Source organism: Streptomyces sp. DH24, from assembly GCF_029813775.1.
GTDB lineage: Bacteria > Actinomycetota > Actinomycetes > Streptomycetales > Streptomycetaceae > Streptomyces.
Window position 1 is genome coordinate 1 of record NZ_JARVKW010000037.1, and the last position, 24,529, is coordinate 24,529.

Annotated in this window: 25 protein-coding genes; 13 read left to right on the forward strand and 12 right to left on the reverse strand. The window is 73.8% G+C overall.

Annotation, left to right across the window (positions count from 1 at the left end; genetic code table 11):
* Nucleotides 1-775 (reverse strand): maltotransferase domain-containing protein (locus QC282_RS25195; RefSeq protein ID WP_279551844.1); only part of this gene is annotated, 775 nt, incomplete at its 3' end.
* Between the two features lie 84 nt (nt 776-859).
* Entirely contained in the window at nt 860-1,159 is a 300-nt protein-coding gene (locus QC282_RS25200) for a DUF5133 domain-containing protein (protein ID WP_279551845.1), read from the reverse strand.
* A 301-nt stretch (nt 1,160-1,460) separates the two neighbouring features.
* On the opposite strand from QC282_RS25200, the gene QC282_RS25205 reads away from it, so the two are divergent.
* Nucleotides 1,461-1,973, forward strand: coding sequence for a pep a2 (locus QC282_RS25205; protein WP_279551846.1), 513 nt, complete (start codon nt 1,461-1,463; stop codon nt 1,971-1,973).
* Nucleotides 1,970-4,111, forward strand: coding sequence for a glycogen debranching protein GlgX (gene glgX / locus QC282_RS25210; protein WP_279551847.1), 2,142 nt, complete (start codon nt 1,970-1,972; stop codon nt 4,109-4,111). Before QC282_RS25205 ends, glgX begins: the two co-directional genes overlap by 4 nt.
* A 6-nt stretch (nt 4,112-4,117) precedes the next feature.
* On the opposite strand, the gene QC282_RS25215 is transcribed toward glgX, so the two are convergent.
* Nucleotides 4,118-4,921 (reverse strand): VOC family protein, encoded by an 804-nt coding sequence (locus tag QC282_RS25215; protein ID WP_279551848.1) that lies wholly within the window; start codon nt 4,919-4,921, stop codon nt 4,118-4,120.
* A 216-nt stretch (nt 4,922-5,137) separates the two neighbouring features.
* On the opposite strand from QC282_RS25215, the gene QC282_RS25220 reads away from it, so the two are divergent.
* Entirely contained in the window at nt 5,138-5,458 is a 321-nt protein-coding gene (locus tag QC282_RS25220) for an ANTAR domain-containing protein (protein WP_279551849.1), read from the forward strand.
* A 57-nt stretch (nt 5,459-5,515) separates the two neighbouring features.
* On the opposite strand, the gene QC282_RS25225 is transcribed toward QC282_RS25220, so the two are convergent.
* Nucleotides 5,516-6,307, reverse strand: coding sequence for an RNA polymerase sigma factor SigF (locus QC282_RS25225; RefSeq protein ID WP_279551904.1), 792 nt, complete (start codon nt 6,305-6,307; stop codon nt 5,516-5,518).
* Between the two features lie 521 nt (nt 6,308-6,828).
* Here QC282_RS25225 and QC282_RS25230 point away from each other — a divergent pair.
* Entirely contained in the window at nt 6,829-7,350 is a 522-nt protein-coding gene (locus QC282_RS25230; RefSeq protein WP_279551850.1) for a hypothetical protein, read from the forward strand.
* A gap of 31 nt (nt 7,351-7,381) precedes the next feature.
* On the opposite strand, the gene hemC is transcribed toward QC282_RS25230, so the two are convergent.
* The 3 genes from hemC to QC282_RS25245 all read right to left on the reverse strand — a co-directional run bounded on the left by hemC (nt 7,382) and on the right by QC282_RS25245 (nt 10,334).
* Complete coding sequence (gene hemC / locus QC282_RS25235; RefSeq protein WP_279551851.1) at nt 7,382-8,320, reverse strand: hydroxymethylbilane synthase; 939 nt, start codon at nt 8,318-8,320, stop codon at nt 7,382-7,384.
* A gap of 100 nt (nt 8,321-8,420) precedes the next feature.
* Complete coding sequence (locus QC282_RS25240) at nt 8,421-9,197, reverse strand: NPP1 family protein (protein WP_279551852.1); 777 nt, start codon at nt 9,195-9,197, stop codon at nt 8,421-8,423.
* A gap of 156 nt (nt 9,198-9,353) precedes the next feature.
* Nucleotides 9,354-10,334, reverse strand: a complete 981-nt coding sequence (locus QC282_RS25245; RefSeq protein ID WP_279551905.1) for an ATP-dependent DNA ligase — start codon at nt 10,332-10,334, stop codon at nt 9,354-9,356.
* 317 nt (nt 10,335-10,651) lie between these two features.
* Here QC282_RS25245 and QC282_RS25250 point away from each other — a divergent pair, with 317 nt between their 5' ends.
* Together QC282_RS25250 and QC282_RS25255 are read left to right on the forward strand one after the other, a co-directional pair.
* Entirely contained in the window at nt 10,652-11,032 is a 381-nt protein-coding gene (locus QC282_RS25250; RefSeq protein WP_279551853.1) for a hypothetical protein, read from the forward strand.
* Nucleotides 11,029-11,511, forward strand: a complete 483-nt coding sequence (locus QC282_RS25255; protein WP_279551854.1) for a peroxiredoxin — start codon at nt 11,029-11,031, stop codon at nt 11,509-11,511. The genes QC282_RS25250 and QC282_RS25255 overlap by 4 nt, the downstream gene beginning before the upstream one ends.
* A gap of 12 nt (nt 11,512-11,523) precedes the next feature.
* On the opposite strand, the gene QC282_RS25260 is transcribed toward QC282_RS25255, so the two are convergent.
* Nucleotides 11,524-12,147, reverse strand: coding sequence for a DNA polymerase ligase N-terminal domain-containing protein (locus tag QC282_RS25260; RefSeq protein ID WP_279551855.1), 624 nt, complete (start codon nt 12,145-12,147; stop codon nt 11,524-11,526).
* 91 nt (nt 12,148-12,238) lie between these two features.
* A complete protein-coding gene (locus tag QC282_RS25265; protein ID WP_279551856.1) occupies nt 12,239-13,069 on the reverse strand; it encodes an aldo/keto reductase in 831 nt (276 codons plus the stop codon).
* 166 nt (nt 13,070-13,235) lie between these two features.
* Here QC282_RS25265 and QC282_RS25270 point away from each other — a divergent pair, with 166 nt between their 5' ends.
* Nucleotides 13,236-14,213, forward strand: coding sequence for a TauD/TfdA family dioxygenase (locus tag QC282_RS25270; protein ID WP_279551857.1), 978 nt, complete (start codon nt 13,236-13,238; stop codon nt 14,211-14,213).
* 184 nt (nt 14,214-14,397) lie between these two features.
* Here QC282_RS25270 and QC282_RS25275 read toward each other — a convergent pair whose 3' ends face one another.
* The 3 genes from QC282_RS25275 to QC282_RS25285 all read right to left on the reverse strand — a co-directional run bounded on the left by QC282_RS25275 (nt 14,398) and on the right by QC282_RS25285 (nt 16,496).
* The gene (locus QC282_RS25275; protein ID WP_279551858.1) at nt 14,398-14,889 is read right to left on the reverse strand and encodes a DUF1360 domain-containing protein; all 492 of its coding nucleotides are present in this window, start codon (nt 14,887-14,889) and stop codon (nt 14,398-14,400) included.
* A 97-nt stretch (nt 14,890-14,986) separates the two neighbouring features.
* Nucleotides 14,987-15,742 (reverse strand): dienelactone hydrolase family protein, encoded by a 756-nt coding sequence (locus tag QC282_RS25280; protein ID WP_279551859.1) that lies wholly within the window; start codon nt 15,740-15,742, stop codon nt 14,987-14,989.
* A gap of 133 nt (nt 15,743-15,875) precedes the next feature.
* Nucleotides 15,876-16,496, reverse strand: coding sequence for an L-threonylcarbamoyladenylate synthase (locus QC282_RS25285; RefSeq protein WP_279551860.1), 621 nt, complete (start codon nt 16,494-16,496; stop codon nt 15,876-15,878).
* A gap of 282 nt (nt 16,497-16,778) precedes the next feature.
* On the opposite strand from QC282_RS25285, the gene QC282_RS25290 reads away from it, so the two are divergent.
* The 6 genes from QC282_RS25290 (at nt 16,779) to QC282_RS25315 (ending at nt 24,474) form a co-directional block, all read left to right on the forward strand.
* On the forward strand, nt 16,779-18,311 hold the full coding sequence (locus QC282_RS25290) for a helix-turn-helix domain-containing protein (RefSeq protein WP_279551861.1): 1,533 nt from the start codon (nt 16,779-16,781) through the stop codon (nt 18,309-18,311).
* 429 nt (nt 18,312-18,740) lie between these two features.
* Nucleotides 18,741-18,977: a hypothetical protein gene (locus QC282_RS25295; RefSeq protein ID WP_279551862.1), complete on the forward strand. Its 237-nt coding sequence runs from the start codon at nt 18,741-18,743 to the stop codon at nt 18,975-18,977.
* A 574-nt stretch (nt 18,978-19,551) separates the two neighbouring features.
* On the forward strand, nt 19,552-20,076 hold the full coding sequence (locus QC282_RS25300) for a hypothetical protein (RefSeq protein ID WP_279551863.1): 525 nt from the start codon (nt 19,552-19,554) through the stop codon (nt 20,074-20,076).
* A 629-nt stretch (nt 20,077-20,705) separates the two neighbouring features.
* Complete coding sequence (locus QC282_RS25305) at nt 20,706-21,698, forward strand: NAD-dependent epimerase/dehydratase family protein (RefSeq protein ID WP_279551864.1); 993 nt, start codon at nt 20,706-20,708, stop codon at nt 21,696-21,698.
* A gap of 53 nt (nt 21,699-21,751) precedes the next feature.
* A complete protein-coding gene (locus QC282_RS25310) occupies nt 21,752-23,413 on the forward strand; it encodes a carbamoyltransferase C-terminal domain-containing protein (protein WP_279551865.1) in 1,662 nt (553 codons plus the stop codon).
* Nucleotides 23,410-24,474 carry a glycosyltransferase family 2 protein gene (locus QC282_RS25315; RefSeq protein WP_279551866.1) on the forward strand — a complete coding sequence of 355 codons (1,065 nt, stop codon included), beginning with the start codon at nt 23,410-23,412 and terminating at the stop codon, nt 24,472-24,474. Before QC282_RS25310 ends, QC282_RS25315 begins: the two co-directional genes overlap by 4 nt.
* Nucleotides 24,475-24,529 lie beyond the last annotated feature (55 nt).

Here is a 24,529-nt window from a genome sequence, read left to right on the forward strand (position 1 = left end):
GGGTGTTGTTGCGGCCCTTGCGGAACGTGGTGCCGATCGGATGGATCGGGGGCAGGTAGACCACGTCGAACCCCATCGCCGCGATCGCCGGCAGCCGGCGGGCCGCGGTGCGGAACGTGCCGTGCGGTTGCTGGGGCGTGCCCTCCGACCGGGGGAAGAACTCGTACCAGGAACCGAACAGCGCCCGCTCCCGCTCCACCAGCAACGGCAGCCGCGTGGAAGCGGTGACCAGCTGCCGCAGCGGATGCCGGGACAGCACCGCCTCGACCTCCGGCGTCAGCGCCGCGGCCAGCCGCTCCTCGGGCGGCAGCGAGTCGTCGCGCAGCGTCCGCGCCGCCGCCATCACCACGGCACGCCCGGCGTCCTTGGGAACACCGCGCGCCGCCCGCGCGTAGAGGTCGCCGCCCTCCTCCAGGACAAGGCCCGTGTCGATGCCCGCAGGAACCTTTACCCCGGCGATCCGGCGCCAGGTCGTCACCGGATCGCTCCACGCCTCCACCCGGTACGTCCACAGGCCCACCGCGTCCGGCGTCGCCTCGGCACCCCAGCGGTCCGACCCCGGCTCCAGCTCGCGCATCGGGGTCCACGGCCCGTGCCGGCCGTCCGGATCGGTGAGCACGACGTTCGCCGCGACCGCGTCATGACCCTCACGGAACACGGTGGCGGTGACCTCGAACGTCTCTCCCACGACCGCTTTGGCCGGACGCCTGCCGCAGTCCACGGCCGGCCGGACATCGCGTACCGGGATCCGGCCGATGGCCGAAGTGGTGCGCATCGGTTCACCTCCGCCGAGCTCGAAATCGTGTAGAAGCCGGGCCCCTTGGCCCGGCCTTGGATCACACTGTGCCGGAAAGTTGTGTTATGTCCCGGCAGGGAAACGCCGGTCCGACGCCGGAGGTCCCCGCCTGACGACGGCGCCCCTCGCCGGCCGCTCGCTTTGCTCGCGCAGATACGAGCCGAGCGCCGAGCGCAGATAGCGTTCCGCCGCGTCCGCGGCCTCACGCGCGCAGCGCTTCCCCATCAGCACGCACAGGGTGTAGCCCGCGTCCTCGAACGTGGCCCGTACGGCGCGGTCGGTGGGGGACGCCAGCATCGCGCGTTCCCATGCCCGGTACTGCCGCAAATGCCGGGCGACTTCGGCTTTGGCGGGTAGCAGCATGGCACCGTTCACCTTTCGGGGGGTCTCGGTCGGCGCGTGTCCCGACGGTCGGGCCGGCGTCCGTGCGCACAGCGGCACGGTTCCGTTACGGCGATCGAGGCTTTCACTCATAGTGCAGGCGCGGGGACTCTACGTCTTGTTGGATCTTCAACCGCCACAGGAGTCGCTCGTGTTGCACGAATGGCGTAGTGCCCTCACTGTGGAGGTTACTCAGAAGCGATCACCGCTCACGTTCTGTGTACGGGGCCCGTCCCGCAGGGGCGAGGAGAACGAGAGCTTTCGCGGTGAGGAGCCAACGACGATGAAGACCGCAGTGCCCTGCTACTACCACCTCGACGTGGAAGTCAGCCCCGAACGGGTCGGACAGGTCAGGCGCATTCTGGCCGCGCACCTGAGGTTCTGGGACCTGGAGGATCTCGTCGAGCCCGTCTGCAACGGCGCCGAGATGCTGCTGAAGGCCATCGACGAGTACGCCACCGACAAGAACACGTCGATCGAGATGTGGTGGAACGGCCAGCACCTCATCACGGCGATCGGGGAGAACGACCACGAGCTGCGCCCCGACCAGGAGCTGCGCGGCTGCCTGACCCGTATCGCCGCCATGAGCGACGGCTGGGGCTGCTGTGCCACCGACACCGGCAGCAAGATCATCTGGTTCTCGCAGCGGGCCCGCGCCGGCCAGCGCGTGCCGCTGGTGCCCAAGGCGCCCGCGCCGACCCTCCGCGACGGCCTCGACATTCCCCGCGAGCCCGCCGTGGCCGTACTGGCGAGCAACGCCGGCACTCCCGAGCCCGTGCTGGAGGAGGCGCGGTGACCGCGCGAGGAACCGCGAAAGGGGTGCCCGTGTGGAGCGGGTACCCCTACCCGCTGGGCGCCGCGTACGACGGACAGGGCACCAACTTCGCCCTGTTCAGCGAGGTCGCCGAGCGGGTCGAACTGGTCCTGGTCGACGACGCCGGACGGCACACCGCCGTGCCGCTGACCGAGGTCGACGGCTTCGTCTGGCACGGCTACCTGCCCGGCGTCGGCCCGGGGCAGCGCTACGGCTTCCGGGTCCACGGACCGTGGCAGCCCTCCGTCGGCCACCGCTGCAACCCCGCGAAGCTGCTCCTCGACCCCTACGCCCGCGCCGTGGACGGACAGATCGACAACGACGCGTCGCTGTACGAGCGGGAGCCGGACGGACCCGCCCCGGCCGACAGCGCCGGGCACGGCATGCTCGGCGTCGTCACCGACCCGTTCTTCGACTGGGGCGAGGACCGCCCGCCCCGCCGGCCGTACGCGGACACCGTGATCTACGAGGCGCACGTCAAGGGCCTCACCCGCACCCACCCCGAGGTCCCGCCCGAGCTGCGCGGCACCTACGCGGGCCTCGCGCACCCGGCGGTCCTGGCGCACCTGACCTCGCTCGGCGTGACCGCGGTGGAACTGATGCCGGTCCACCAGTTCGTGCAGGACGGCGTGCTCCAGGGCCGCGGCCTGGCCAACTACTGGGGCTACAACACCATCGGCTTCTTCGCCCCGCACAACGCCTACGCCGCGCACGGCACCCGGGGCCAGCAGGTCACCGAGTTCAAGTCGATGGTCAAGACGCTGCACGCCGCCGGCCTCGAGGTGATCCTCGACGTGGTCTACAACCACACCGCCGAGGGCAACGAGAAGGGCCCCACCCTGTCGTTCCGCGGCATCGACAACGCCTCCTACTACCGGCTCGTGGACGGCGACTGGCAGCACTACTACGACACCACCGGCACCGGCAACAGCCTGCTGATGCGCCACCCCTACGTGCTCCAGCTGATCATGGACTCGCTGCGCTACTGGGTCACCGAGATGCACGTCGACGGCTTCCGCTTCGACCTCGCGGCCACCCTGGCCCGGCAGTTCCACGAGGTGGACCGGCTGTCGGCGTTCTTCGACCTGATCCAGCAGGACCCGGTGATCAGCCGCGTCAAGCTGATCGCCGAGCCGTGGGACGTGGGCGAGGGCGGCTACCAGGTGGGCAACTTCCCGCCGCTGTGGTCGGAGTGGAACGGCAAGTACCGCGACGCCGTACGGGACTTCTGGCGCGGCGAGGAGCACACGCTGGGCGAGTTCGCCTCGCGGCTGACCGGCTCCTCCGACCTGTACGCGCACAGCAGGCGCCGGCCGCGCGCCAGCGTCAACTTCGTCACCGCCCACGACGGGTTCACGCTGCGCGACCTCGTGTCGTACAACGACAAGCACAACGAGGCGAACGGCGAGGGCAACCGGGACGGCGAGAACGACAACCGGTCCTGGAACTGCGGCGCCGAGGGCGAGACGAAGGACCCGGCGGTGCTGGAGCTGCGCGGCCGCCAGCAGCGCAACTTCCTCGCCACGCTGCTGCTGTCCCAGGGCATCCCGATGCTCTCCCACGGCGACGAGCTCGGCCGTACCCAGCGCGGCAACAACAACGCCTACTGCCAGGACAACGAGATCTCCTGGATCGACTGGCGCCTGGCCGACGAACAGCGCGAGCTGCTCGACTTCGCCCGCCACGTCATCGGGCTGCGCGCCGCCCACCCCGTGCTGCGCAGGCGGCGCTTCTTCCACGGCGAGACGGCCACCCGCAAGGGACAGCCGCTGCCCGACCTGGTGTGGCTGCTGCCGGACGCGAGCGAGATGAGCGACGAGGACTGGCAGCGCCCCGACGCCCACTCGGTCGGTGTCTTCCTCAACGGCGACGCCATCGCCGAACCCGACCCGTGCGGCAGGCCCGTCGTGGACGACTCCTTCCTGCTGCTGCTCAACAGCCACTGGGAGCCGGTCGACTTCCGGCTGCCGGACGTGCGCTACGGCGAGCGGTGGACGACGCTGATCGACACCGCCGTGCCGCAGGGCCCGCCGGACGAGGCCGAGCACAAGGCCGGCACGGACATGACCGTGGCGGCGCGCAGCCTGGTGCTGCTGTCGCGCCCGTCCGCGGGCCGATGAGCGGGGTCAGCGCCGACTGCGCGACGTGACCGTGAACTGGGCGCCGTCGGGGTCGCGCAGCACCGCCTCGTCGGCGCCCTTGGTCAGCACGCTGCCGCCGTGCAGCTCGGCCGTGCGCGCGCAGGCCGCCACGTCGGACACCGCGAAGTGGACCTGCCAGTGCGGCCGGATCGCCGGGTCGGGCGCCTCGTCCAGGGTGCCCGACTCGATGCGCGCCACGATGTCGCCCCGGCTGCGCAGGACGACCTCGTCGCCCTCGTAGTGGACCTCGCAGCAGCCGGGCTTGTCGGAGGCCCAGTCGAGGACCTCGCCGTAGAAGATGGCGGAGTCGAAGGCGTCGCGGGTGTGGAGTCTGATGAACGCCGGTGCCGCCCGGCGCCAGGTCTCCCAGTCGCTGAACAGCTTGCCCTCCCAGATCCCGAACGTCGCGCCGTCGCGGTCGGCCAGCAGCGCGGCGCGGCCCGGCGGGAAGGAGAGGGGACCGACGGCCGCGGTGCCGCCGCGTTCCTGCACCCGCGACACGGCCTCGTCCGCGCTGGGCACGGCGAAGTACGGCGTCCAGGCCACCGCCATGTGCCACATCGAGGCGATCGCGGCGATCCCGGCGACCGGCGCGCCGTCCGACAGCGCGATGCGGAAGCGTTCGCCGAGCTTGCCCTGGCGCCACTGCCAGCCCAGCACGGCTCCGTAGAACTCCTCCGTGGTCCGCAGGTCGCGGCTGGTCAGGCTCACCCAGCAGGGGGCGCCGAAGACGGAATGGGTGGAGACGACGTGGGTCGTACCGGTGGCGGGTGTGCTGTCGTGGTTCATGGCTGTCGCGTCCTGGTGTCGTGGGCCGGCAGCCACCGGGACCGCACCGGTGTCGAGGCCGGGGCCGCTGCCGGCGCCTGCCGAGTACCCCGCAGACGTCTGTGAAACGGGCAGCGGCACCGGGTGGCACCGTGCGGGCCGAGTGGCGACGATGGAGGAAATCGGAGCAGCACCCCAAGGCTGGGGCGGAGCGACACACCGGACCCGGAGGTGACCATGCCCACGGACGGGGGCTCGGAGCGGATCTTCGAGCTGCAGGAGGAAGTCCAGCAGCTGAAAGAGGCGGTCGTCTCGCACGCCGTCGTCGACCAGGCGATCGGGATGGTCGTCGCGCTCGGCCGGGTGACACCGGACCAGGGATGGGCGGTACTGAAGGACGTTTCCCAGCACACGAACGTCAAGCTCCGCACCGTCGCGGAAATGATCCTCGTCTGGGGACGCAGCGGCGTCATGCCGCCGGAGATCCGGGCCGCGTTGGAAGAGGCCCTGGACCGCTACGGCCCCACGGAGATTCCCGGCGTACCGCCCCCGCCCTGAGCCGGCCGGGGCGCTGCGGCGCGCGGACCCGGGGCGGGGGCGGGTCCGTGCGCCGGGTCAGCGGACCTCGGCGAGGAGTTCCTCGCGCAGCCGGGCGAAGCAGCCGCTGAGCAGCCGGGAGACGTGCATCTGCGAGATGCCGAGCTGCTGCGCGATGCAGCTCTGCGTCATGCCGCCGAAGAAGCGCAGGTAGAGGATGGTCCGCTCGCGTTCCGGGAGAGCCTCGAGACAGGGCTTGGCCGCCACCCGGTCCACGATGGTGTCGAACGCCGTGTCCAATCCACCGAGCGCGTCACCGAGGGCGTACCCCTCGGTGCCGGGCATCTCCGCCTCCAGGGACAGCGCGGTGAAGCAGTCGATGGCCTCCATGCCGGTGCGCACCTCGTCCTCGCTCAGGTGCGCCAGCTCCGCGATCTCGGCGACCGTGGGCGGCCGTCCGGGTGTCGTCTGCGAGAGTTCCTTCGCGGCCTGCCGGACGCGATTGCGCAGGTCCTGGACGCGCCGGGGCACGTGCAGGGTCCACATGTGATCGCGGAAGTGCCGCTTGATCTCACCGGTGACGGTCGGCACGGCGTACGCCTCGAAGGCGTTGCCGCGGGCCGGGTCGTAGTGGTCGACCGCCTTCACCAGGCCGAGGGCGGCCACCTGATACAGATCCTCCAGGGTCTCGCCGCGACCGCGGAAGCGGACGGCGATGCGCTCGGCCATCGGAAGCCAGAGCTGGACGAGTTCGTCGCGGAGCGCCTTGCGCTCCGGTCCCTCGGGCAGCCGCGCGAGCCGCTCGAACGCCTCCGTGGTGTCCGGGGCGTCGTCGTGCGGGTGCGGTTTCCTTCTGCTCGCGACGGGCATGGTGCGCACCTCCCAGAGCAGGTGCTCGATGGACAGACACCGGGGGGAGGCTCGGTTCGGACCCACGAAGGACATCCGGGGCCCCGGCGGGCGGCTCCCACGAACATGCCTCCGGTCCGAAGCACTGAAAAGCACATTCCCCCCGGCGGCCGATCCGAAACAATTCCCGGAATGCGCCGACGGCCGCTCCCACGGCCTTTAACAAATACTGCGCAAAGGTGCACGAGGAGAAATCGAAGGAATTCATGGAGTGAAAATCCGGGGGTCCGTGCGGGCGCGGTCGGCCGCCGCTCCGTTCGTCCGCGTGTTCGATGCCGGGCCGCTCGCGGTCCGAGACGGGGAACGTGATGTGCGGCACGCCGCCGGCGGACGCCCGGCGGGCCCTCGGCGGATTGTTCCTGCGCACGGCTTGATCAGCGATCAAAACGGCTGAATTACCTGGCCACAGCGCATTCCGCTCATTTGACAGTGCACTGAGCGCACAGATAGGAAGCAGCGTCCAGAGGTCGAGAGGGTGCACTGTGTACGAGCCGAACGTGGTCGGGGACTGGCAGGAGTACGACGAGCATGCCGGTCTGCGGGTCCGCGTCCACCGCCTTGAGCAGGCCGAGCCGCCGCGAGGACGGGACGACGCCGCCGAGGGAATGACGTACTTCAGTGTTCGCGTGACCGTCGAGAACCGCGGCGAGCGCCGTTTCGGAATCCATCTCGAGGACGGCCAGATCGATGTGCGTCTCGGGCCGGACGGCGAGAGCGCGTTCATCGACTGGCGCAACTCGCAGTTCGTCGAGGGCTTCGACGTCTATCCGCTGCGCCGTGCCACCGCCGTGCTGTTCGCGGCGGGACCCGAGGCGGCCCTGAGCCAGGTGGACGTCCAGGTGCAGTTGCGCGTGGACGAGGAGTGGTGCGAGCGCCGGCTGTGGACCGGCGGCATCGGGCTCCGGGAAGAGGGCGCCGGCACCCACCACGGGGCGGTCCGGGACAGCATCGCCCACCAGGTGAGCAGCTTCCTGCGGGACCAGGCCGAGGAGGGCACCGCCTGACGCGGTGCCCCGCGGGCCCGGCCCGGTGCGCTCAGTCGTGCGGGATGCCGTCGATGATCTCGCGGGCACCCTGCCGCAGCAGGGCCACGGCGACCGACGTGCCGAGGGTGGCCGGATCCAGTCGGCCGGCCCACTCGTGGGCGTTCAGCCGCGTCTTGCCGTCAGGGGTGAACACGCACGCCCGCAGCGACAGTTCCCCGCCGCGGTCCACGCGCGCGTAGCCGGCGATCGGGCTGTTGCAGTGGCCCTGGAGCACGTGCAGGAACATCCGCTCGGCCGTGGCCTCCCGGTGCGTGTCCGGATCGCCGAGGGCGCTGACCGTGTCGATGAGTTCGATGTCCCCCTCGCGGCACTGCAGGGCCAGGATGCCCGCGCCGATCGGCGGCATCATCGTCTCCGGGGACAGCACCTCGCTGATCACGTCGGTGCGGCCGATGCGCTCCAGGCCGGACACCGCGAGCAGCAGCGCGTCCGCCTCGCCGGCGGCGAGCTTCGCCAGCCGGCGGTTGGCGTTGCCGCGGAACGGCACGCACCGCAGATGCGGGTGGGTGGCGGCCAGTTGGGCGACGCGGCGCACCGAGGAGGTGCCGACGCGGGTGCCGGGCGGGAGTTCGTCCAGAGCGAGTCCGCCCGGATGGACGAGCGCGTCGCGGATGTCGTCGCGCTTGAGGAACGCGGCGAACACGGTGCCCGCCGGCAGCGGCCGGTCGGCCGGCACGTCCTTCACGCAGTGCACGGCGAGATCGGCCGCACCGGCCAGCAGCGCGGCGTCGACCTCCTTCGTGAACGCGCCCTTGCCCTCCACCAGGGACAGGTCGCCCAGCCACTTGTCCCCGGTGGTCTTCACGGGCACGACCTCGGTGCGCACGCCGGGGCGCAGGGCGGTCAACTCGGCCTGCACGCGCGCCACCTGGGCCAGTGCCATCGGCGAGTCGCGGGAGACGATGCGGATCGTTTCGGGAGCGGGCATGCGGACCACCCTAGACGGTGGTCCGCATGCGGCACGCCCAATGAGCCAACCCCCCGGTTCCGGCGCGGCGTTGCCCGCCGGAACCGGGGAGCGGGCCGCGTCATGCGTTCGGGTCGAAGGGGATCCCCGAGGGCTTCGCCGAGGCCAGGTGGGAGGCGAAGCTGCCGTCCTTCAGGCCGAAGTGGGCGCTGCCGAAGTCGTACGACGTCAGCTTTTCGCGGATGCCGGCCGGGTAGCCGTTCCAGCCGACCAGCGGCGGGTACTGCCAGGTGCCCTTGTGGTTCTCCGGCGGCTCGTCGTTGCTGCCCGCGAGACGGAAGCAGTGCGTGCTGATGCCGTCCTTGTGGTAGACGATCTTCGCGTGCGTGCCGTCGAAGCGGACCTGCGAACGCGCGTGCACGGTGAACGAGCCGTGGTTCGACGTCGACACGTACTGCACGGTGCCGTTCTGCACCCACACCACGACGTGCTCCCAGTCGTGCCGGTGCCCGCCGATGCTGCTGCCCGCCACGGCCTGGTCCTTCTCGAAGTACAGGCCGTACAGGTAGGCGCACCAGCCGTTGTTGCACTTGTAGCGCGAGTAGCTGTTGGTGTTGTCCAGGTCGGAGGCGTCCCGGCAGTTGCCGTTCAGCGCGCCCGTGGGGTTCAGACCGCCGTTGACGGCCCCGTCCGGGCCGATGGCCGGCGTCGCGTAGCAGCCGTCGGTGTCGTAGTCGAAGGCGGGCTGGTACGTCCGCTCCGCCGGCTCGGCGTTGGCCGGCAGGGCCGGCGGCGGGGCCGCGAACGCGGTGGCGGGGAAGGCGATGACGAGGGCGGCGGCACCGGCCAGACCGGTGAGCCATCTCCTGCGGTGGGTACGGGACGTGCTCGACGACACTGCGTCCTCCTCCTGGTTCCGGGCGCAGCCGAACGGCTGTGGGGGGAAACGGAGTTCAGCATCCCGGTCGAGCAGGTCCATGCCAAGAGGGCGCAGGCGTCCCGACGGTGAAGCACAGCCCAATAGTTGGCGGCCGGACGGACGTTCGGCGGCGTCTCACACCAGGTCGTCCGGGATGTCGGCCGCGGCCTCCTCCGGTGCCAGGTCCGGACGCAGCCGCAGCCAGGACGGCTGGCGCAGCATGCCCTCCCGGGTGCGGGTGCTGTAACGGACCTCGCCGACCAGACGCGGCACCACCCAGCGGGCGCCGGGCACGTGCGGCACCGGGTCGAAGGGGCACACGTCGGTCGCCGCCGCCCGCAGCAGCCCGGCGAGCCGGACCCGCTCGGCCTCGCTCCAGCCGGTGCCCACCCCGCCGACGTAGCGCAGCCGCCCGGCGGCCCGCTGGCCGACCAGCACCGCGCCCGGCAGACCCGTCAACCGGCCCTTGCCGGGCAGCCAGCCGCCGACCAGGACGTCCTCGCTGCGCATGTTGCGGATCTTCAGCCAGGCGCGGGAGCGCACGCCCGGCTCGTACACCGAGTCCAGCCGCTTGCACACCAGCCCCTCCAGGCCGTGCTCCCGGGTGGCCCGCAGGGCCTGCTCGCCGTGCCCGACGAGCGCGGCCGGGGTCGACCAGTGCGGGCCCCGCAGGGCGAGCCTGTCCAGTGCGGCGCGGCGCCGCGTGTAGGGGAGCCGCAGCAGGGACCGCCCTCCCAGATGCATCACGTCGAACAGCACCAGATGCACGGGCGTGCGGGCGGCGAGCCGGGCCGCCCTGGCCGGGGCGTGCGCCAGGCCCATGCGGGACTGGAGCAACTGGAAGTCCGCGCGGCCCTGTTCGTCGAGGGCCAGGACCTCCCCGTCCAGCACCGCGGGCGTGGCGCCCAGGGCGTCCCCCAGCGGCCCGAGTTCCGGATAGGCGCCCGTGATCTCCAGGCCCGAGCGGGCCCGCAGCACCAGGCTTCCGTCGCCCGGGAGATAGATCACGACGCGCTGGCCGTCCTGCTTGGTCTCGTAGGCCCAGCGCGCGTCCTGCGCGGCGGGCGGCAGCGTACCGGGCGTGGCGAGCATGGGCGGGATCAGCGGCAGGGTCACGGGTGAGTTGTCGACGCGGGCGGGCTCCGTCACGCGCGTCGGCCGGGAGGTTCCCCTGAACGGCCCGGACCCGTCGCGGGACGGCGCGCCCGGATGCCGTCCCGCTGCCCCGGTCCCCGGCCCGCCGACCGGGCGTCCGCCGTGCGCTCCGGGACCGCCGCCGACGGCGCGGCGGCGCGCGCCCCCGGCGCGAACGCGAGCGCGCACGCCGGAAGGGCCGCGTCGGCGCCGGTCACGGCAGGGTGCCGGCCGACCCCGCCCGCACCGCTCGGTTACCGTCCAGTAAGCTCCGGCGGCAGGTCGTCAGAGGAGGCACCGTGCCACGGTCCGAACGCTCGCCCCTGCTGCTCGCCGGTCTGCTGGCCGCCGCGGGCGCCGCCCACTTCGCGTCACCGCGCCAGTTCGACGCGATCGTGCCGCGCGCCCTGCCCGGTTCGCCCAGGACCTGGACGTACGTCAGCGGCGCCGCCGAACTCGCCCTCGCCGCCGGGGTGGCCCTGCCCAGCACCCGGCGCAGGGCGGCGCTGGCCACGGCCGCGTTCTTCGTGGGCGTCTTCCCGGCGAACGTGAAGATGGCCGCCGACTGGCGGCATCGCCCCGCGCCGCAGAAGGCCGTGGCCGTCGGACGGCTGCCCCTGCAACTGCCGCTCGTGCTGTGGGCCCGTGCCGTCGCCAGGAACGCGGAGGACGCGCGATGACCGCCACCGTACGGATCGGCGACACCGTCGAGGACTTCTCCCTGCCGGACGAGACGGGCCGGACGCGCACCCTGTCCGGGCTCCTCGCCGACGGACCGGTGGTGCTGTTCTTCTACCCCGCCGCCATGACCCCCGGCTGCACGGCCGAGGCCTGCCACTTCCGCGACCTGGCCGCCGAGTTCGCCGCGGCGGGCGCGCGGCCCGTCGGCATCAGCGGCGACCCCGTCGACCGGCAGCGGGAGTTCGCCGGACGGCACACCCTCGGCATGCCGCTGCTGTCCGACACCGACGGCGCGGTCCGCGAACGGTTCGGCGTGAAGCGGGGGTTCTCCCTCGCGCCGACCAAACGCGTCACCTTCGTCGTCGCGCAGGACCGCACCGTCCTGGAGGTCGTCCGCAGCGAACTGCGCATGAACACCCACGCGGACCGTGCCCTCGCCGCGCTGCGCGCCCACCGGGGGCGGTCACCCGCGTCCTGAACCGGGCGCGGCTCATTCGCCGGCACCGTCCGCGGTGACCTGCGCCAGGGTGCGGCCGCTGCGGACCGAGCGCGCCCGGCGCGGGTCCGGTGTGCCCGCTCCGCGGGAGGTGCCGCCGCCCGCCGTCTTCACCAGCAGCCACGCCTCCTCCTCGCCGGCGGAGCCCGTTCCGCCGCGGAAGCGGGTGAGGGCGTAGTCGCCGCGCAGCTTCGAGCCGTTCAGACGGAACCTGGCGTGACCGTGCTCCAGGGACTCGCCGAAGTCGACGCGGCGGCCCTTCCGGTCGTGGCTCAGCGGCTCGTACGTGCCGCGGTCCCAGACGATGACGGCCCCGCCGCCGTACTCGCCGCGCGGGATCACACCCTCGAACTCCTCGTACTCCAGCGGATGGTCCTCGGTCGGAACGGCGAGCCGCTTGTCCGAGGGATTCCCCGACGGCCCCTTCGGGACCGACCACGACTTCAGGACGTCGCCGACCTGGAGCCGGAAGTCGAAGTGCAGGGTGCTCGCGTCGTGGATCTGCACGACGAACCGGGGCCGGTCCGCAGCCGCGTCCCCGGTCCCGCCCCCGGGTTCGCCGGTCCGTCCGAAGTCCCGCTTGCCGTGGTAGTCCCGCAGCCGGTCCCGCTCGCTCACCTGCCGCCCCTTCCCGGTGCCCCGCTCCGCGAGGCCGCCGGGGAGCCGGGTACCCCGCGCCGTCCGACGCGCACCACCGGCGCGGGCCGGCTCAGAACTCCTCGTGCCGCTCCGGGTCCCCGCCCAGGCGCCGGTGGGCACGGTCGGACACGGCCCGCATCTCCTCGTCGGTCAGCTCGAAGCCGAACACGTCCAGGTTCTCGCGCTGCCGCTCGGGGCTCGCCGACTTCGGGATGGGCAGCGCCCCGAGCTGGACGTGCCAGCGCAGCACGACCTGGCCCGGCGTGACCCCGTGGGCGCCGGCGACCGCCACGAGCGCGGGGTCCGACAGCAGCTCCGACCCGCGGCCCAGCGGGCTCCAGCTCTCCGTGACGATGCCCTTGCCGGCGTGGTGGGCGCGCAGCTTCTCCTGCGGGAACAGGGGGTGCAGCTCGATCTGGTTGACGGACGGCAGCACCCCCGTCTCGCGCTCCAGCCGGTCGATGTGCTCGGGCGTGAAGTTCGAGACGCCGATCGAGCGCACCAGGCCCTCCGCGCGGAGCTCGACCATGGCCCGCCACGAGTCGACGTACTTGTCCACGCGCGGCAGCGGCCAGTGGATCAGGTACAGGTCGACGTACTCCAGGCCGAGGCGGCGGCGGGACTCCTCGAAGGAGGCGATGGTCTCCTCGTAGCCGTGGTGCCGGCCCGGGAGTTTCGTCGTCACGACGATCTCCTCGCGGGGCACGCCGCTGCGGGCGACCGCGCGGCCGACGCCGGTCTCGTTGCGGTAGTTCGTCGCCGTGTCGAGGAGGCGGTAGCCGCTCTCCAGGCCGGAGAGCACCGCCCGCTCCGCACCGTCGTCGTCCAGCGGCCAGGTGCCGAGGCCCAGGGCGGGGATCGTCGTGCCGTCGTTGAGGGTGTGCGCCGGGATGCTGAGCACGGTGGGACCTTCCCGTTGACTGCGTCGTACACCCAGTATGGGAGGCGGGGGCGGGTTCCGCCGGGGCGCGCGGCGAGGCCCTGTCGCCAGGCCCGCCGGACACTGCCACGATCATGGGAGACCGGCCCGAGGGGAGCCGGCGGACCACCGACGGAAGCGAGCCCGCATGACGACGGACAGGAGCACCGTGGCCGAACACCAGCGGCCGGACGCGCACATCGAGGTGAGACCCGCCGCCGGGCACATCGGGGCCGAGATCACCGGCGTCGACCTGGCCGGGCACCTCGACGACACTGCGGTCACCGCGATCCGGGCGGCGCTGCTGCGATGGAAGGTGCTGTTCTTCCGGGACCAGCGCCTGGACCACGCCGGACACGTGGCCCTCGCGCGCCGGTTCGGCGAACCGGTCGTCCTCGCCCGGCGCGGCACGGCGTCCCCGGCCGACTTCCCGGAGATCGAGACGACCGCCGACCGGCTGGAGCTGGGCGGCCGGTTCGGCATGGAGCACGACGAGTGGCTGCGGCGCCGCCGCCACACCCTGCTGCGCGGCTGGCACTGCGACCACGGCGCCCGCGTCGACCCGCCCGCCGCGACCATCCTGCGCGCCGAGACCGTCCCGCCCTACGGCGGCGACACCACCTGGTCCAACCTGGCCGCCGCCTACGCCGGACTGTCCGCGCCCGTGCGGGAGTTCGCCGACGGGCTGCGGGCCGAGCACCGGCTCGGCGTCGGCTACCAGCCCCGCCCCGGCGACGACGCGTACGTCCGCCATCTCCTGGACCACCAGGTCGCCTCGGTGCACCCGCTGGTGCGCGTCCACCCGGAGACGGGGGAGCGCGTCCTGTTCGTCAACGGCTACTACGTCGAGCAGATCACCGGCCTGTCCCGCGCGGAGAGCCGCGCCGTACTGGACATGCTGCTGGAGCAGGCGACCCGCCCCGAGTACACGGTCAGGTTCCGCTGGGAGCCCGGCAGCGTCGCCTTCTGGGACAACCGGGCCACCATCCACCTGGCCCCGAGCGACACCGCCCACCTCGACCACCCGCGCATCATGCACCGGGTGATGCTCGCCGGCGACGTGCCCGTCGGCCCGGACGGCAGGCCGTCGGAGCCGGTCACCGGGACCGAACCCGGCCGCTGGTGACCGGCGGAGCGGCCGGGCCGGAGCGCCGGGTCACTCGTCGTTGTCCTGCCGACGCCCCGCCCTCGGGCGGGGCGTGCGGGCTGCTAGTTGGGTCGTTCCGTCCCACCACCAGCCTTACTCACGGGCGTCGGCCGTCAGCGGCTGGGACAAGCGCGCTCCTTTCCGGCCGGGCGGACACGGCCGCTCACTCCGCGGTGGCCTGCGTGCGCGTCCAGGCGTACTGGAGCCAGTCCGCCATCGTCACGGCGGTCAGCCCGGCCGCCAGCAGCCGCGCGGCCCGCGGCGCGCAGGCGTACGTGCCGGTCAGCGCGCCCGCCACCCACACGGACGCGCAGAACGGGCAGGTCACCAGATCGCCGACGGCACGCCGCGCCTCACTGCCGCGGGGCTCGTCCGTGACCTCGTTCCCGGCGCCCTCTCCCACGCGGCGGGTGAACGGGGCCCGCAGGAAACCGGTCACCTTGTCCCTGGACAGCAGGCGCGACGCCTTGAACGTCGCCGTGCCGAGCAGAGCGACGTCCCACGGCGGTACCTGGTCGGGCAGCCGCAGCCCCCGGCGCCAGGCGGTCACGGTGAACAGGGCGGCACCGGCCACGAAGGTGCCCGCGAGTGCCGCGTAGCCCTTCAGGGGGGCCTCGGCGTCGTCGTACTGGTTGTCGTGTTGCTGGTCAGGCACGTCCTGGCCTCCTTCCGCGGCAGGCCGAGTGCCCCGTCGCACCGCCGCCACACGCGCCGCTCCCACGGGGCCGCGTCGTGCGGGCTCCGGCAGGCCGTCAGAAGGTGCGCTTGAGCAGGTCCAGCAGGGCCGTCCAGTGCCGCTCGTCCCCGTCCCGGTCGTACGCGGCGGTGTCGGCCTGCGTGAAGCCGTGGCGCGCCCCGGCGTACACCTCGCAGCGGTGCCGTACGCCGGCCTCCGTGAGGGCGTTCTCCAGGCGCTCGATCTGCTCGGGTGGCAGCGACGGGTCGTCGTCCGCGTGCCCGAAGTACAGCTCGGCGGTGATCCGGGGCGCGACCAGGTGCGGGCTGTCGGGCGCGTCCGGCGCGAGCTGCCCGCCGTGGAACCCGGCCGCCGCGGCGACCCGCTCCGGACAGGCGCCCGCGGTCAGCAGGGCGAGCCGCGCGCCCATGCAGTACCCGGTGAGCGCGACCGGCCCGTCGGCCGCCGCCGGGCAGTCGGCCAGCCACCGCAGGTAGGCGCCGGCGTCCCGCATGGCGAGCTCGGCCGTGAGGGACGCCATGACCGGGCGGAGCCGCTCGAAGATCTCCGGACGCGCCCCGGGATCGATGAAGTCGGGCAACTCGGTGGCCGGGGCGGGCCCGTGACGGTGGAAGAGGTTGGGCACCAGCACCGTGTACCCGGCCCCGGCCAGCCGGTCGGCCATGGACCTGAGCTGCGGACGCAGCCCGAAGGCGTCCATGTAGAGCAGCACCGCCGGGTGCGGTCCGCCGTCACCGGGGTGGGCCAGATACGCGTCGGCGGTGCCGTCGTCGGTGGGAATCCCTACGGCGGAGCCCTGTACGGCGGTCATGTCCTGGACTGCCTCTCTGCGGGGGGTGGGGCACGGGACCCGGCCCGGCGAGAGGGACCGGATCACGGCCATCGTGACACGCGCAGCTCCGCCCGCGGCGCCCGCCCCTGCCCCCGCCTCCCTGGCCCGGGGCTCACTCGAAGCGGGAGGTGTCTCCCGCCCCGTGCCGGACGATCTCGGCCTCCCCGGAGGAGAAGTCCACGACCGTCGTCGGCTCGGTGCCGCACTCCCCGGAGTCGAGCACCGCGTCCAGTACGTGGTCCAGCCGGTCCTTGATCTCCCAGCCCTGCGTCATCGGCTCGTCCTCGCCGGGCAGCAACAGCGTGCTGGACAGCAGCGGTTCGCCCAGTTCGGCGAGGAGCGCCTGCGTCACGACGTGGTCGGGGATGCGTACGCCGACCGTCTTCTTCTTCGGGTGCTGGAGCATGCGCGGCACCTCCCGGGTCGCCGGGAGGATGAACGTGTAACTGCCCGGCGTGGAGGCCTTGATGAGGCGGAACACGTCGTTGTCGATCCGCACGAACTGGCCGAGCTGCGCGAAGTCCTGGCACACGAGGGTGAAGTGGTGCCGGTCGTCCAGCTGACGGATCGTCCGGATCCGGTCGATGCCGTCACGGCTGCCCAGCCGGCAGCCCAGCGCGTAACAGGAGTCCGTCGGGTACGCGACGAGCGCGTCGGAGCGGATGCCGTCCGCGACCTGGGCGATGGTGCGCGGCTGCGGGTTGTCGGGGTGCACGTCGTAGTACTTCGCCATCCGCCGAGCTTATGCCCCTCGCCGGACCGGGGCAGCGCAGGCCGGACGAACCCCGGCCGACGGGCGTCCCGGATCGTCGTCCGTGGCACTGCGGGGCCCGCGTCCGTGACCGTGCCGGGCCGGCCGGTCAAACCCGTCACGGGGCGCCGTCCCTGGCCGAAAAGCGCCGGTGGAGGGCCTGTCGGCCCCCGCATTGCCGCCCTCGCCGACGTCCGGTTCAGGCCACCCGTGAGGTAACGTCCGGACCGGGGGAGGCCGACGAGGAACGAGGAGAAGGCCGACATGGCGGGCCGAGAGGACGGCGGACGACCGACGGCGGCGGTGGACGGCGCGCCCGCGCCGTGGGCCGAGAAGCTGCTGGAACACCTGCGTCCGACCGGACGTGACATCGGCAGGGTCCTCGCCTGGCTCGCCGAGACCGTGGACGGTCCGGTGTGCCTGCGCGACGACACCGGCGCTCTCCTCGCCGGCACCCCGCTCACCCTCGACGAGAAACTCGTCGCGAACATCGTCACCGGCCGCATCGCCTCCGCCGCCTGGGAGGACCGGGGGGACCACATGCGCCTGGTGCGGGTGGAGCAACCCGGCTCCGCCCGGGCCGCCGTCCTCGCCGTCTCGCGCCGGGAGCCCTTCGACCGGCGGGCCTCCGACATCGTCACGCACACCGCGCAGGTGGTCGAGGTCCTGCTGCGGGCCCACGAGTCCACCGCGGCCGGACACCGGCTGGAACGCGCGACGTCCGACCTGCGGCTGGCCATCCTCCAGTTGCTGATGGTCGAGGACACCGTCTCGGCACGCCGCGTCGCCGCGGGCCTGTGGCCCGGCCTGCTCGACACGGAAACCGCCTGCGTGTACGTCGTGGAGAGCTGCACGGAGGAACGCGACCGGCTCGCCGCGGCCTGCCTGGAGGTGACGGGCGAGCACGCGCTCGTCGTGCGCTGTCCGGCCATGGACGGGCACGTCATCGTCGTCACCTCCCGCGAGAGCGTCGGCGGCGCGCTGCGCTCCCTGGTCGCCCGGCACCCGGACACCTTCCTCGGCGGCAGTGCCAGACAGCGCCTCGCCAACACCGCCGCCGCCTACGGACAGGCCGTCAGCGCCCTCGCCGTGGCCCGCTTCCGGCCCGACAAGACGGCCGTCTACGCCGAACGCACCCACCCGGAACGGCTGATGGACCCGGCCGCACTGCGCGACTGGACGCACCACGTCCTGCGTCCGCTCGACGCGCTGCCGCACCACACCCGCGCCGAACTCCTCGCCACCACACGCCTGGGCCTGGAGTTCACGGCCGTCAGCACCGCCAGGATCCTCGGCGTCAGCCGCAACACCGTCCGCGCCCGCATGGAACGCGTGGAGGCCCTGCTGGGCATCGACTTCACCGACCTCACCGTCCGCGCCACCGTGCAGCTCGCCCTGAACACTCAGATCGCCCTGACCGAGACCGTCCCCGACGGCGCTGCCCCCGACGCGGACGGCGCCCGGCTCGGCGACCTGCTGGCCTCGCCCGCCGTGCGCAGCTGGGCGCGGGACCTGCTCGGCAAGCTGGACGACGACGCCCGGAACCTGCGCCGCACCCTGCGCACCTGGATCGCGGCCGGGGGCAACGCCGAGCGGGCCGCGCAGACCCTCGGCGTCCACGCGCAGACCGTGCGCGAACACGTCCGCAGCGCGGAACCCGTCCTGGAGCACCAACTCCTCGCCGGCGGCGGCGACCTGTACGAAGTCGTCCTCGCCCATCTCGCCGTCGGCGACCTCGACCGGCCCGCACTGGGCGGGACGAAAACGGGCCATCCGGACTCACTTGTGCACGGCTGAGTGCCGACGGGCGTGCAGCGGGCACCGACGCGATTCACAACCCCTCCGCCCGGCACGTAGGTTCATCGAGCCGGGGGCACGACCGGAACGGGGGACCGGTCGCGCCCCGCGGCCCTCCTCCTCGCCCGCGCGGTCGGCCGCGCGGCCCCACCGAGATCTCCCGGATCTCCCGCGAGCCGGACGTGACGAACGACCACGGCTGCCGCTGCGCGCACCCGCACCCACCGTGACCGACCCGCCCCGCCCTGTTAACGGGGGCCTCCTTGCGCATCCTCCGGCCTGTCTCTGTTTCCGGGACGGCCCATCTCCCGGCAGGTGGGAACGAGGTTGTGTGCCCGGCGGGAGGCCGGGTACCCGGCCCGCGCCGACGGGTCCGCCCACCCGCGGGGACCCGGCACGACAACCACGAAGCAGATGGAGGAGGCCCGCATGACCAGTGGCGGCGAGACCGGAGGCGTGACCGGTACGCAGGACAAGGACTACAACCTGATCTGGTACGTGGAGGCGTGCCTCAGCAACGCGCTGCGCCTGGAGAGCTACATCGAGGACGCGGAGCGCGCCAAGGACACCGAGGTCGCCGACCTGTTCCGCAAGGCCCAGGCGGACAGCCGCAAGGGCGCCGAGCTGGGCAAGAAGCTGCTGCGCGCACGCCTCGACGGCGGCTGACGACACGTCACCCGCAAGGCCCGGACCCCTGTGACCAGGGGCCGGGCCTTCGTCGTGCGGGGCGCCGTTGGGGGGCAGGCGGTCGGCGGGCAGGTGGTCGGGGGCGGTGGGTGTCCGGCCGGCGGGACGGGAAGGGGGCGAGGGCGGTCGGTGTGCGGTCGGCGGCGGGTGGTCGAGGTCGGTGGGCGCCGTCGGCGGGCAGGTGGTCAGGGGTGGTCGGCGCGAAGCCGTCGGCCAGGGGCGGCCGGTGCCGTCGGCGGGCGGGTGGTCAGGGGTGGTCGGTACGAAGCCGGCGGCCAGTGCCAGGGCGGGCGGTGCCCATCGGCGGCCAGGGGGTCAGGGGTGGTCGGTCCGTAGGCCTTGGCCGGTCACCCCCCTCCCGTGCTCGTCGATCCGGACCGGGGGGGGCAGGGCGTCGCCGTCCCGGTGGGGGAGGTGCGGGTGCCGCCGCGGCCGGGCCGGTGTGGGGGAAGCCACGTCCTGGGCGAGGCGCCGCTCACATCGTGCGGGCGGAGCCGCCCACTACCGTCTGCCGTACTGTCCCCTTTCCCCCAGCAGTCCGGGCGGCCCGCCAGTGCACGCAGAACTCTCCCCGGTCGTCGCCGCGACCGCGCAGTGGCTCACCCGCGCCTTCCCCGCCGGCGGCGGTGCGCTGGCTGTGGCGCTGTGCGAGGCGCAGGCGCGGCAGGCCGTCACGGTCGCCGCGTGCCTGCGCTACCCGACGCCCATGGACGCCGCGCTCGTCGCCATGGCGGGCCCTGGCGGTTCCGCCCGGCTGGACTGGGTGACGGGCGCCGACGGGGCGACGGGGGAACCGGGCGAGCACGCGTGGCGGACGTGGGTCGACGAGGTCGTCGCGAGCTGGGCGGCCTGTCTGCTCGGCGACCCCGGCCTGGCGGCGCTCGCCGTGACCGCGCTCGCCGAGGCCGGCCGTGCCACCGGCGCCCCGGCGGACTTCCGCAGGCTGCTCGCGCCCGACGAGTCGGACCGGCGGGCGGCGGCGCTGCTGCGCCACCCCGACCTGCTGGCACCCGTCGCGGAACTGCACCAGCCCCAGCTCCTCGACCGGCTGAAACCCGGACGCACGCTGATCGCCTGACCGGGCGCCCACCTGCTGCGGTGGGCACGCTGATCGCCTGACCGGGCGCCCGCCCCGCCTCGCCGGGCACCCGCACCCCCGCGCGAGCGCCCCGCACCGCTCCCGCCGGGCACCCGCACCGCCTGACCGGCGCCCCATCCCTGCCCCGGTGAGGCACCGCACCGCCTGAGTGGGCGCCCCGCCCCTGCCCCGGCCGGGCACCCGCCCCTGCCCCGGCCGGGCACCCCCCCCGGCCCCGGCCGGGCACCCGCCCCGGCCCCGGCCGGGCGCCCGCACCGCTCCGGCCGGGCGCCCGCACCGCCGAGGGCCGCCCCCCGTTTCCCTGAGCGGATCACCGATGCCCGGGCCGCGCACCCCATCCCCTGCGCGGATCGCCGACGCGCGCCCCGCCCTCGACGGCTGCAGCGGTCGTCGGGCCGTCCCGCCCGCGCCCTCCCCGTGACCTGGGCAAACACCCGCCACCCGGAGGTCGTCACCCTCCGTGAGTCACGCGATTGCCGTACGCGACCGTGCCCCGGACCGTCGGACGACGGAAGCTGAGGCGGGGCTCGAAGGCCTCCGGAGAAGACAGGGCGACCCGGCCGCGAACCCCTCGTGCCGGGCTCCACGCCGACGGAGGAGAGAACCGCATGACCACCGCCAACCCACCGAGTTGGAAGCACGCCGTCGTCACCGGGGGAGCCGGCTTCCTCGGCTCCCACCTGTGCGCCGCCCTGCTGGACGCGGGCACGGCAGTCACCTGCGTGGACGACTTCAGCACCGGCCGGGCCGAGAACATCTCACCCCTGCTCGACCGGCCGGGCTTCACCCTCGTGCACGCCAACGTCGCCGAGGGCATCCCCGTCAAGAGGCCCCCCGACGTCGTCCTGCACCTGGCGTCCCCCGCGTCCCCGGCCGACTACCTGCGGCTGCCCCTGCACACCATGGAGACCGGCAGCCTGGGCACCCGCCACGCCCTGGAACTCGCCCACACGTCCTCCGCCCGCTTCCTGCTGACCTCGACGTCCGAGGTCTACGGCGACCCGCAGCAGAACCCGCAGGACGAGCGCTACTGGGGCAACGTCAACCCGGTCGGCCCGCGCAGCGTCTACGACGAGGCGAAACGCTTCGCCGAGGCGCTGACCACCGCGCACGCCGAGACGCACGGCACGGACACCTGCATCGTGCGGCTGTTCAACACCTACGGCCCGCGGATGCGCGGCCACGACGGTCGAGCCGTGCCGACGTTCGTACGGCAGGCCCTCGCCGGTGAACCCCTCACCGTGACCGGCGACGGACGCCAGACCCGGTCCCTGTGCTACGTCGACGACACCGTGGCCGGCATCCTCGCGGCGGCCGCGCACGGCATGCGCGGCCCGGTCAACCTCGGCAACCCGGCCGAGATCACCATGCTCGACCTGGCCCGCCTCGTCATCGAACTCAGCGACTCCGGCTCGGACATCCGCTTCATCGAACGCCCCGTGGACGACCCGGCGGTGCGCTGCCCGGACATCACGCTGGCCCGCGACAAGCTCGGCTGGGAACCGCGCGTGAGGGCCGAGGAGGGCCTGCGCCGCACGATCGCCTGGTTCCGCGCCGAGGCCGACGCCGACGGCGCGGCCCGGCCCGCAGCCGACGCCTGACCGCCCGCGCCGGCGCGGCCCCGTCCCGATCCGCCGAAAGGCCTGGCCACCCCATGCGAATCCTCGGAATCAACGCACTCTTCCACGACCCCGCCGCCGCCCTCGTCATCGACGGACGCACCGTCGCCGCCGCGGAGGAGGAGCGCTTCTCGCGGCGCAAGCACGGCAAGCGGCCGGTGCCGTTCTCCGCCTGGGAACTGCCGGAGAAGGCCGCCGCCTGGTGCCTGAAACGCGCCGGCCTGCGCCCGCAGGACCTCGACGCGGTGACCTACTCGTACGACCCGTCGCTCGCCCGCCCCGCCCAGGAGATGGGGCTGGACGACCCCTGGGACCACCTGCGGCAGACGTACGCGCGCGAGGCCCCCGGCTTCCTGAAGGCGGCGCTGCCCGGCCTGGACCCCGGCATCGTCCGCTTCGTGCCGCACCACATGGCGCACGCCGCGTCGAGCGCGTTCGCCGCGCCCGGCGCCGAGGAGTCCTCCGTCCTCGTCCTGGACGGCCGCGGCGAACGCGCCTCCCACCTCGCCGCCCGCCGGGTCCGCGACCGCGTGGAGGCGCTGCACTCCCAGGAACTGCCGCACTCCCTGGGCCTGGTCTACGAGGAACTCACCGAGCACCTCGGATTCCTGCGCTCCTCCGACGAGTTCAAGGTGATGGCGCTCGCCTCCCACGGCGCCCCTCGGATGCTGGACGAACTGCGCCGCCACGTGTACCCGACCGGTGACGGCGGCTTCCACGCCACCGGGGTGCCCTGGCCCGAGCTGTGCCCGCCGCGCGGCCCGGACGAGCCGTGGACGCAGGCCCACGCGGACGTCGCCGCCAGCGCGCAGGCCGTCCTGGAGGAGACGCTGCTCGACCTGGCGCGCTGGCTGCACGGCCGTACCCACGACAGCGTGCTCACCCTCGCCGGGGGCGTCGCCCTCAACTGCGTCGCCAACTCCCGCATCGCCCGCGAGGGCCCCTTCGGCAAGGTGTGGGTGCAGCCCGCCGCCGGCGACGCCGGAACCGCCCTCGGCGGCGCCCTGCTGCTGTCCGCCGCCACCGGCGACGAGCCGGAGCCGATGACCGGCGCCGACCTGGGCCGCGACTGGTCCGACGCGGAACTCGGCGCCTGGCTGAAGACCGCAGCCGTCCCCTTCGAACGCCCGCCGGACATCGCGGCCACCGTGGCACGCGCCCTGGCCGACAACGCGATCGTCGCCTGGTTCCAGGGCCGCTCCGAGTACGGGCCGCGCGCCCTCGGACACCGCTCGCTGCTGGCCCACCCCGGGCACGCCGGCAACCTGGAACGCCTCAACGACGTCAAGGGCCGCGAGCAGTTCCGGCCCGTCGCGCCGATGGTGCTCGCCGACCGCGCCGCCGACATCTTCGACGGCCCGCTGCCCAGCCCGTACATGCTGTTCGTGCACGACGTGGCCCCGGCCTGGCGCGACCGCATCCCCGCCGTCGTCCACGTCGACGGCACCGCCCGCATCCAGACCGTCGACCCGGCGGGCGAACCGCTCGTCGCCCGCATGCTGGGCGAGTTCGAGCGGCTCACCGGGCTGCCCGTCGTCGTCAACACCAGCCTCAACACGGCGGGCCGCCCCATGGTGGACGACCCGCGCGACGCGCTGGAGTGCTTCGGCTCCTCGCCCGTCGACCTGCTGGCCATCGGCCCGTACGCCATCCGCCGCGGCGACTTCTTCCGCACCGACGACGGAGGCCCGCGATGACCGGGCACGACGGCACGCCCCGGTACGCCGTGGTGATCCCCACGCTCGGCCGGCCCAGCCTCGGCGCCTGTCTGCGCGCGCTCGCGCGGACGGCCGGGCCGGGTCCGGAACGCGTCGTCCTCGTCGACGACCGTCCCGACCCCGGCGGCCCCGCCGTCACCGCCCACGTGCCCCCGGCCCTGCGCCCCCGGACCACCGTCGTGCGCGGCGCGGCACGCGGTCCCGCCGCCGCCCGCAACGCCGGGTGGCGGGCCGCCGGCGACGTGCCGTGGCTCGTCTTCCTGGACGACGACGTCGTGCCCGGCGCCGGCTGGGCCGAGGACCTCGCCCTCGACCTCGCCGGGGCCACCGACCGCGTCGCCGGGATCACCGCCCGCATTCAGGTGCCGCTGCCCGCCGACCGGCGGCCCACCGACTGGGAGCGCAACACCGCCGGGCTCGCCACCGCCCGCTGGATCACCGCCGACATGGCCTACCGCCGTAGGGCACTGGAGTCCGTCGGCGGCTTCGACGAGCGCTTCCGCCGCGCCTTCCGGGAGGACGCCGACCTCGCACTGCGCGTCCTCGACGCCGGCTGGACCCTCACCGGGGGCCGGCGGACGACGACCCATCCCGTGCGGCCCACCGGACGCTGGACCTCCGTCCGCGTCCAGGCAGGCAACGCCGACGACGTCCTCATGACACGGCTGCACGGCCCCGACTGGTGGCACCGGGCCGGGGCGCCGCGCGGACGCCTGCCCGCCCATCTGGCCGTGACGGCGGCAGGCCTTGCGGGCGTGGCCCTCGCCCTGCTGCGCCGACCACGCCCGGCGGCGTGCTGCGCGGCGGCCTGGCTGGCCGGCACCGCCGAGTTCGCCGCGGCCCGCGTGCTGCCCGGGCCACGCACCCGCGACGAGATCCTCACCATGCTGCTGACCAGCGCGGCCATCCCGCCGGCCGCCGCCTGGCACTGGCTGCGCGGCCGGATCGTCCACCGCGACGTCCCGCCGCACCGCGCCCGGCAGTCGCGCCGCCCGGCGCCGCCGGTGCCTTCCGCGACCGGGGAACGGACCGGCTCATGACACGCCGCCGCACCCCGTCCGACGCCACGGGCCACGGCCCGCCCGGCGCCGTACG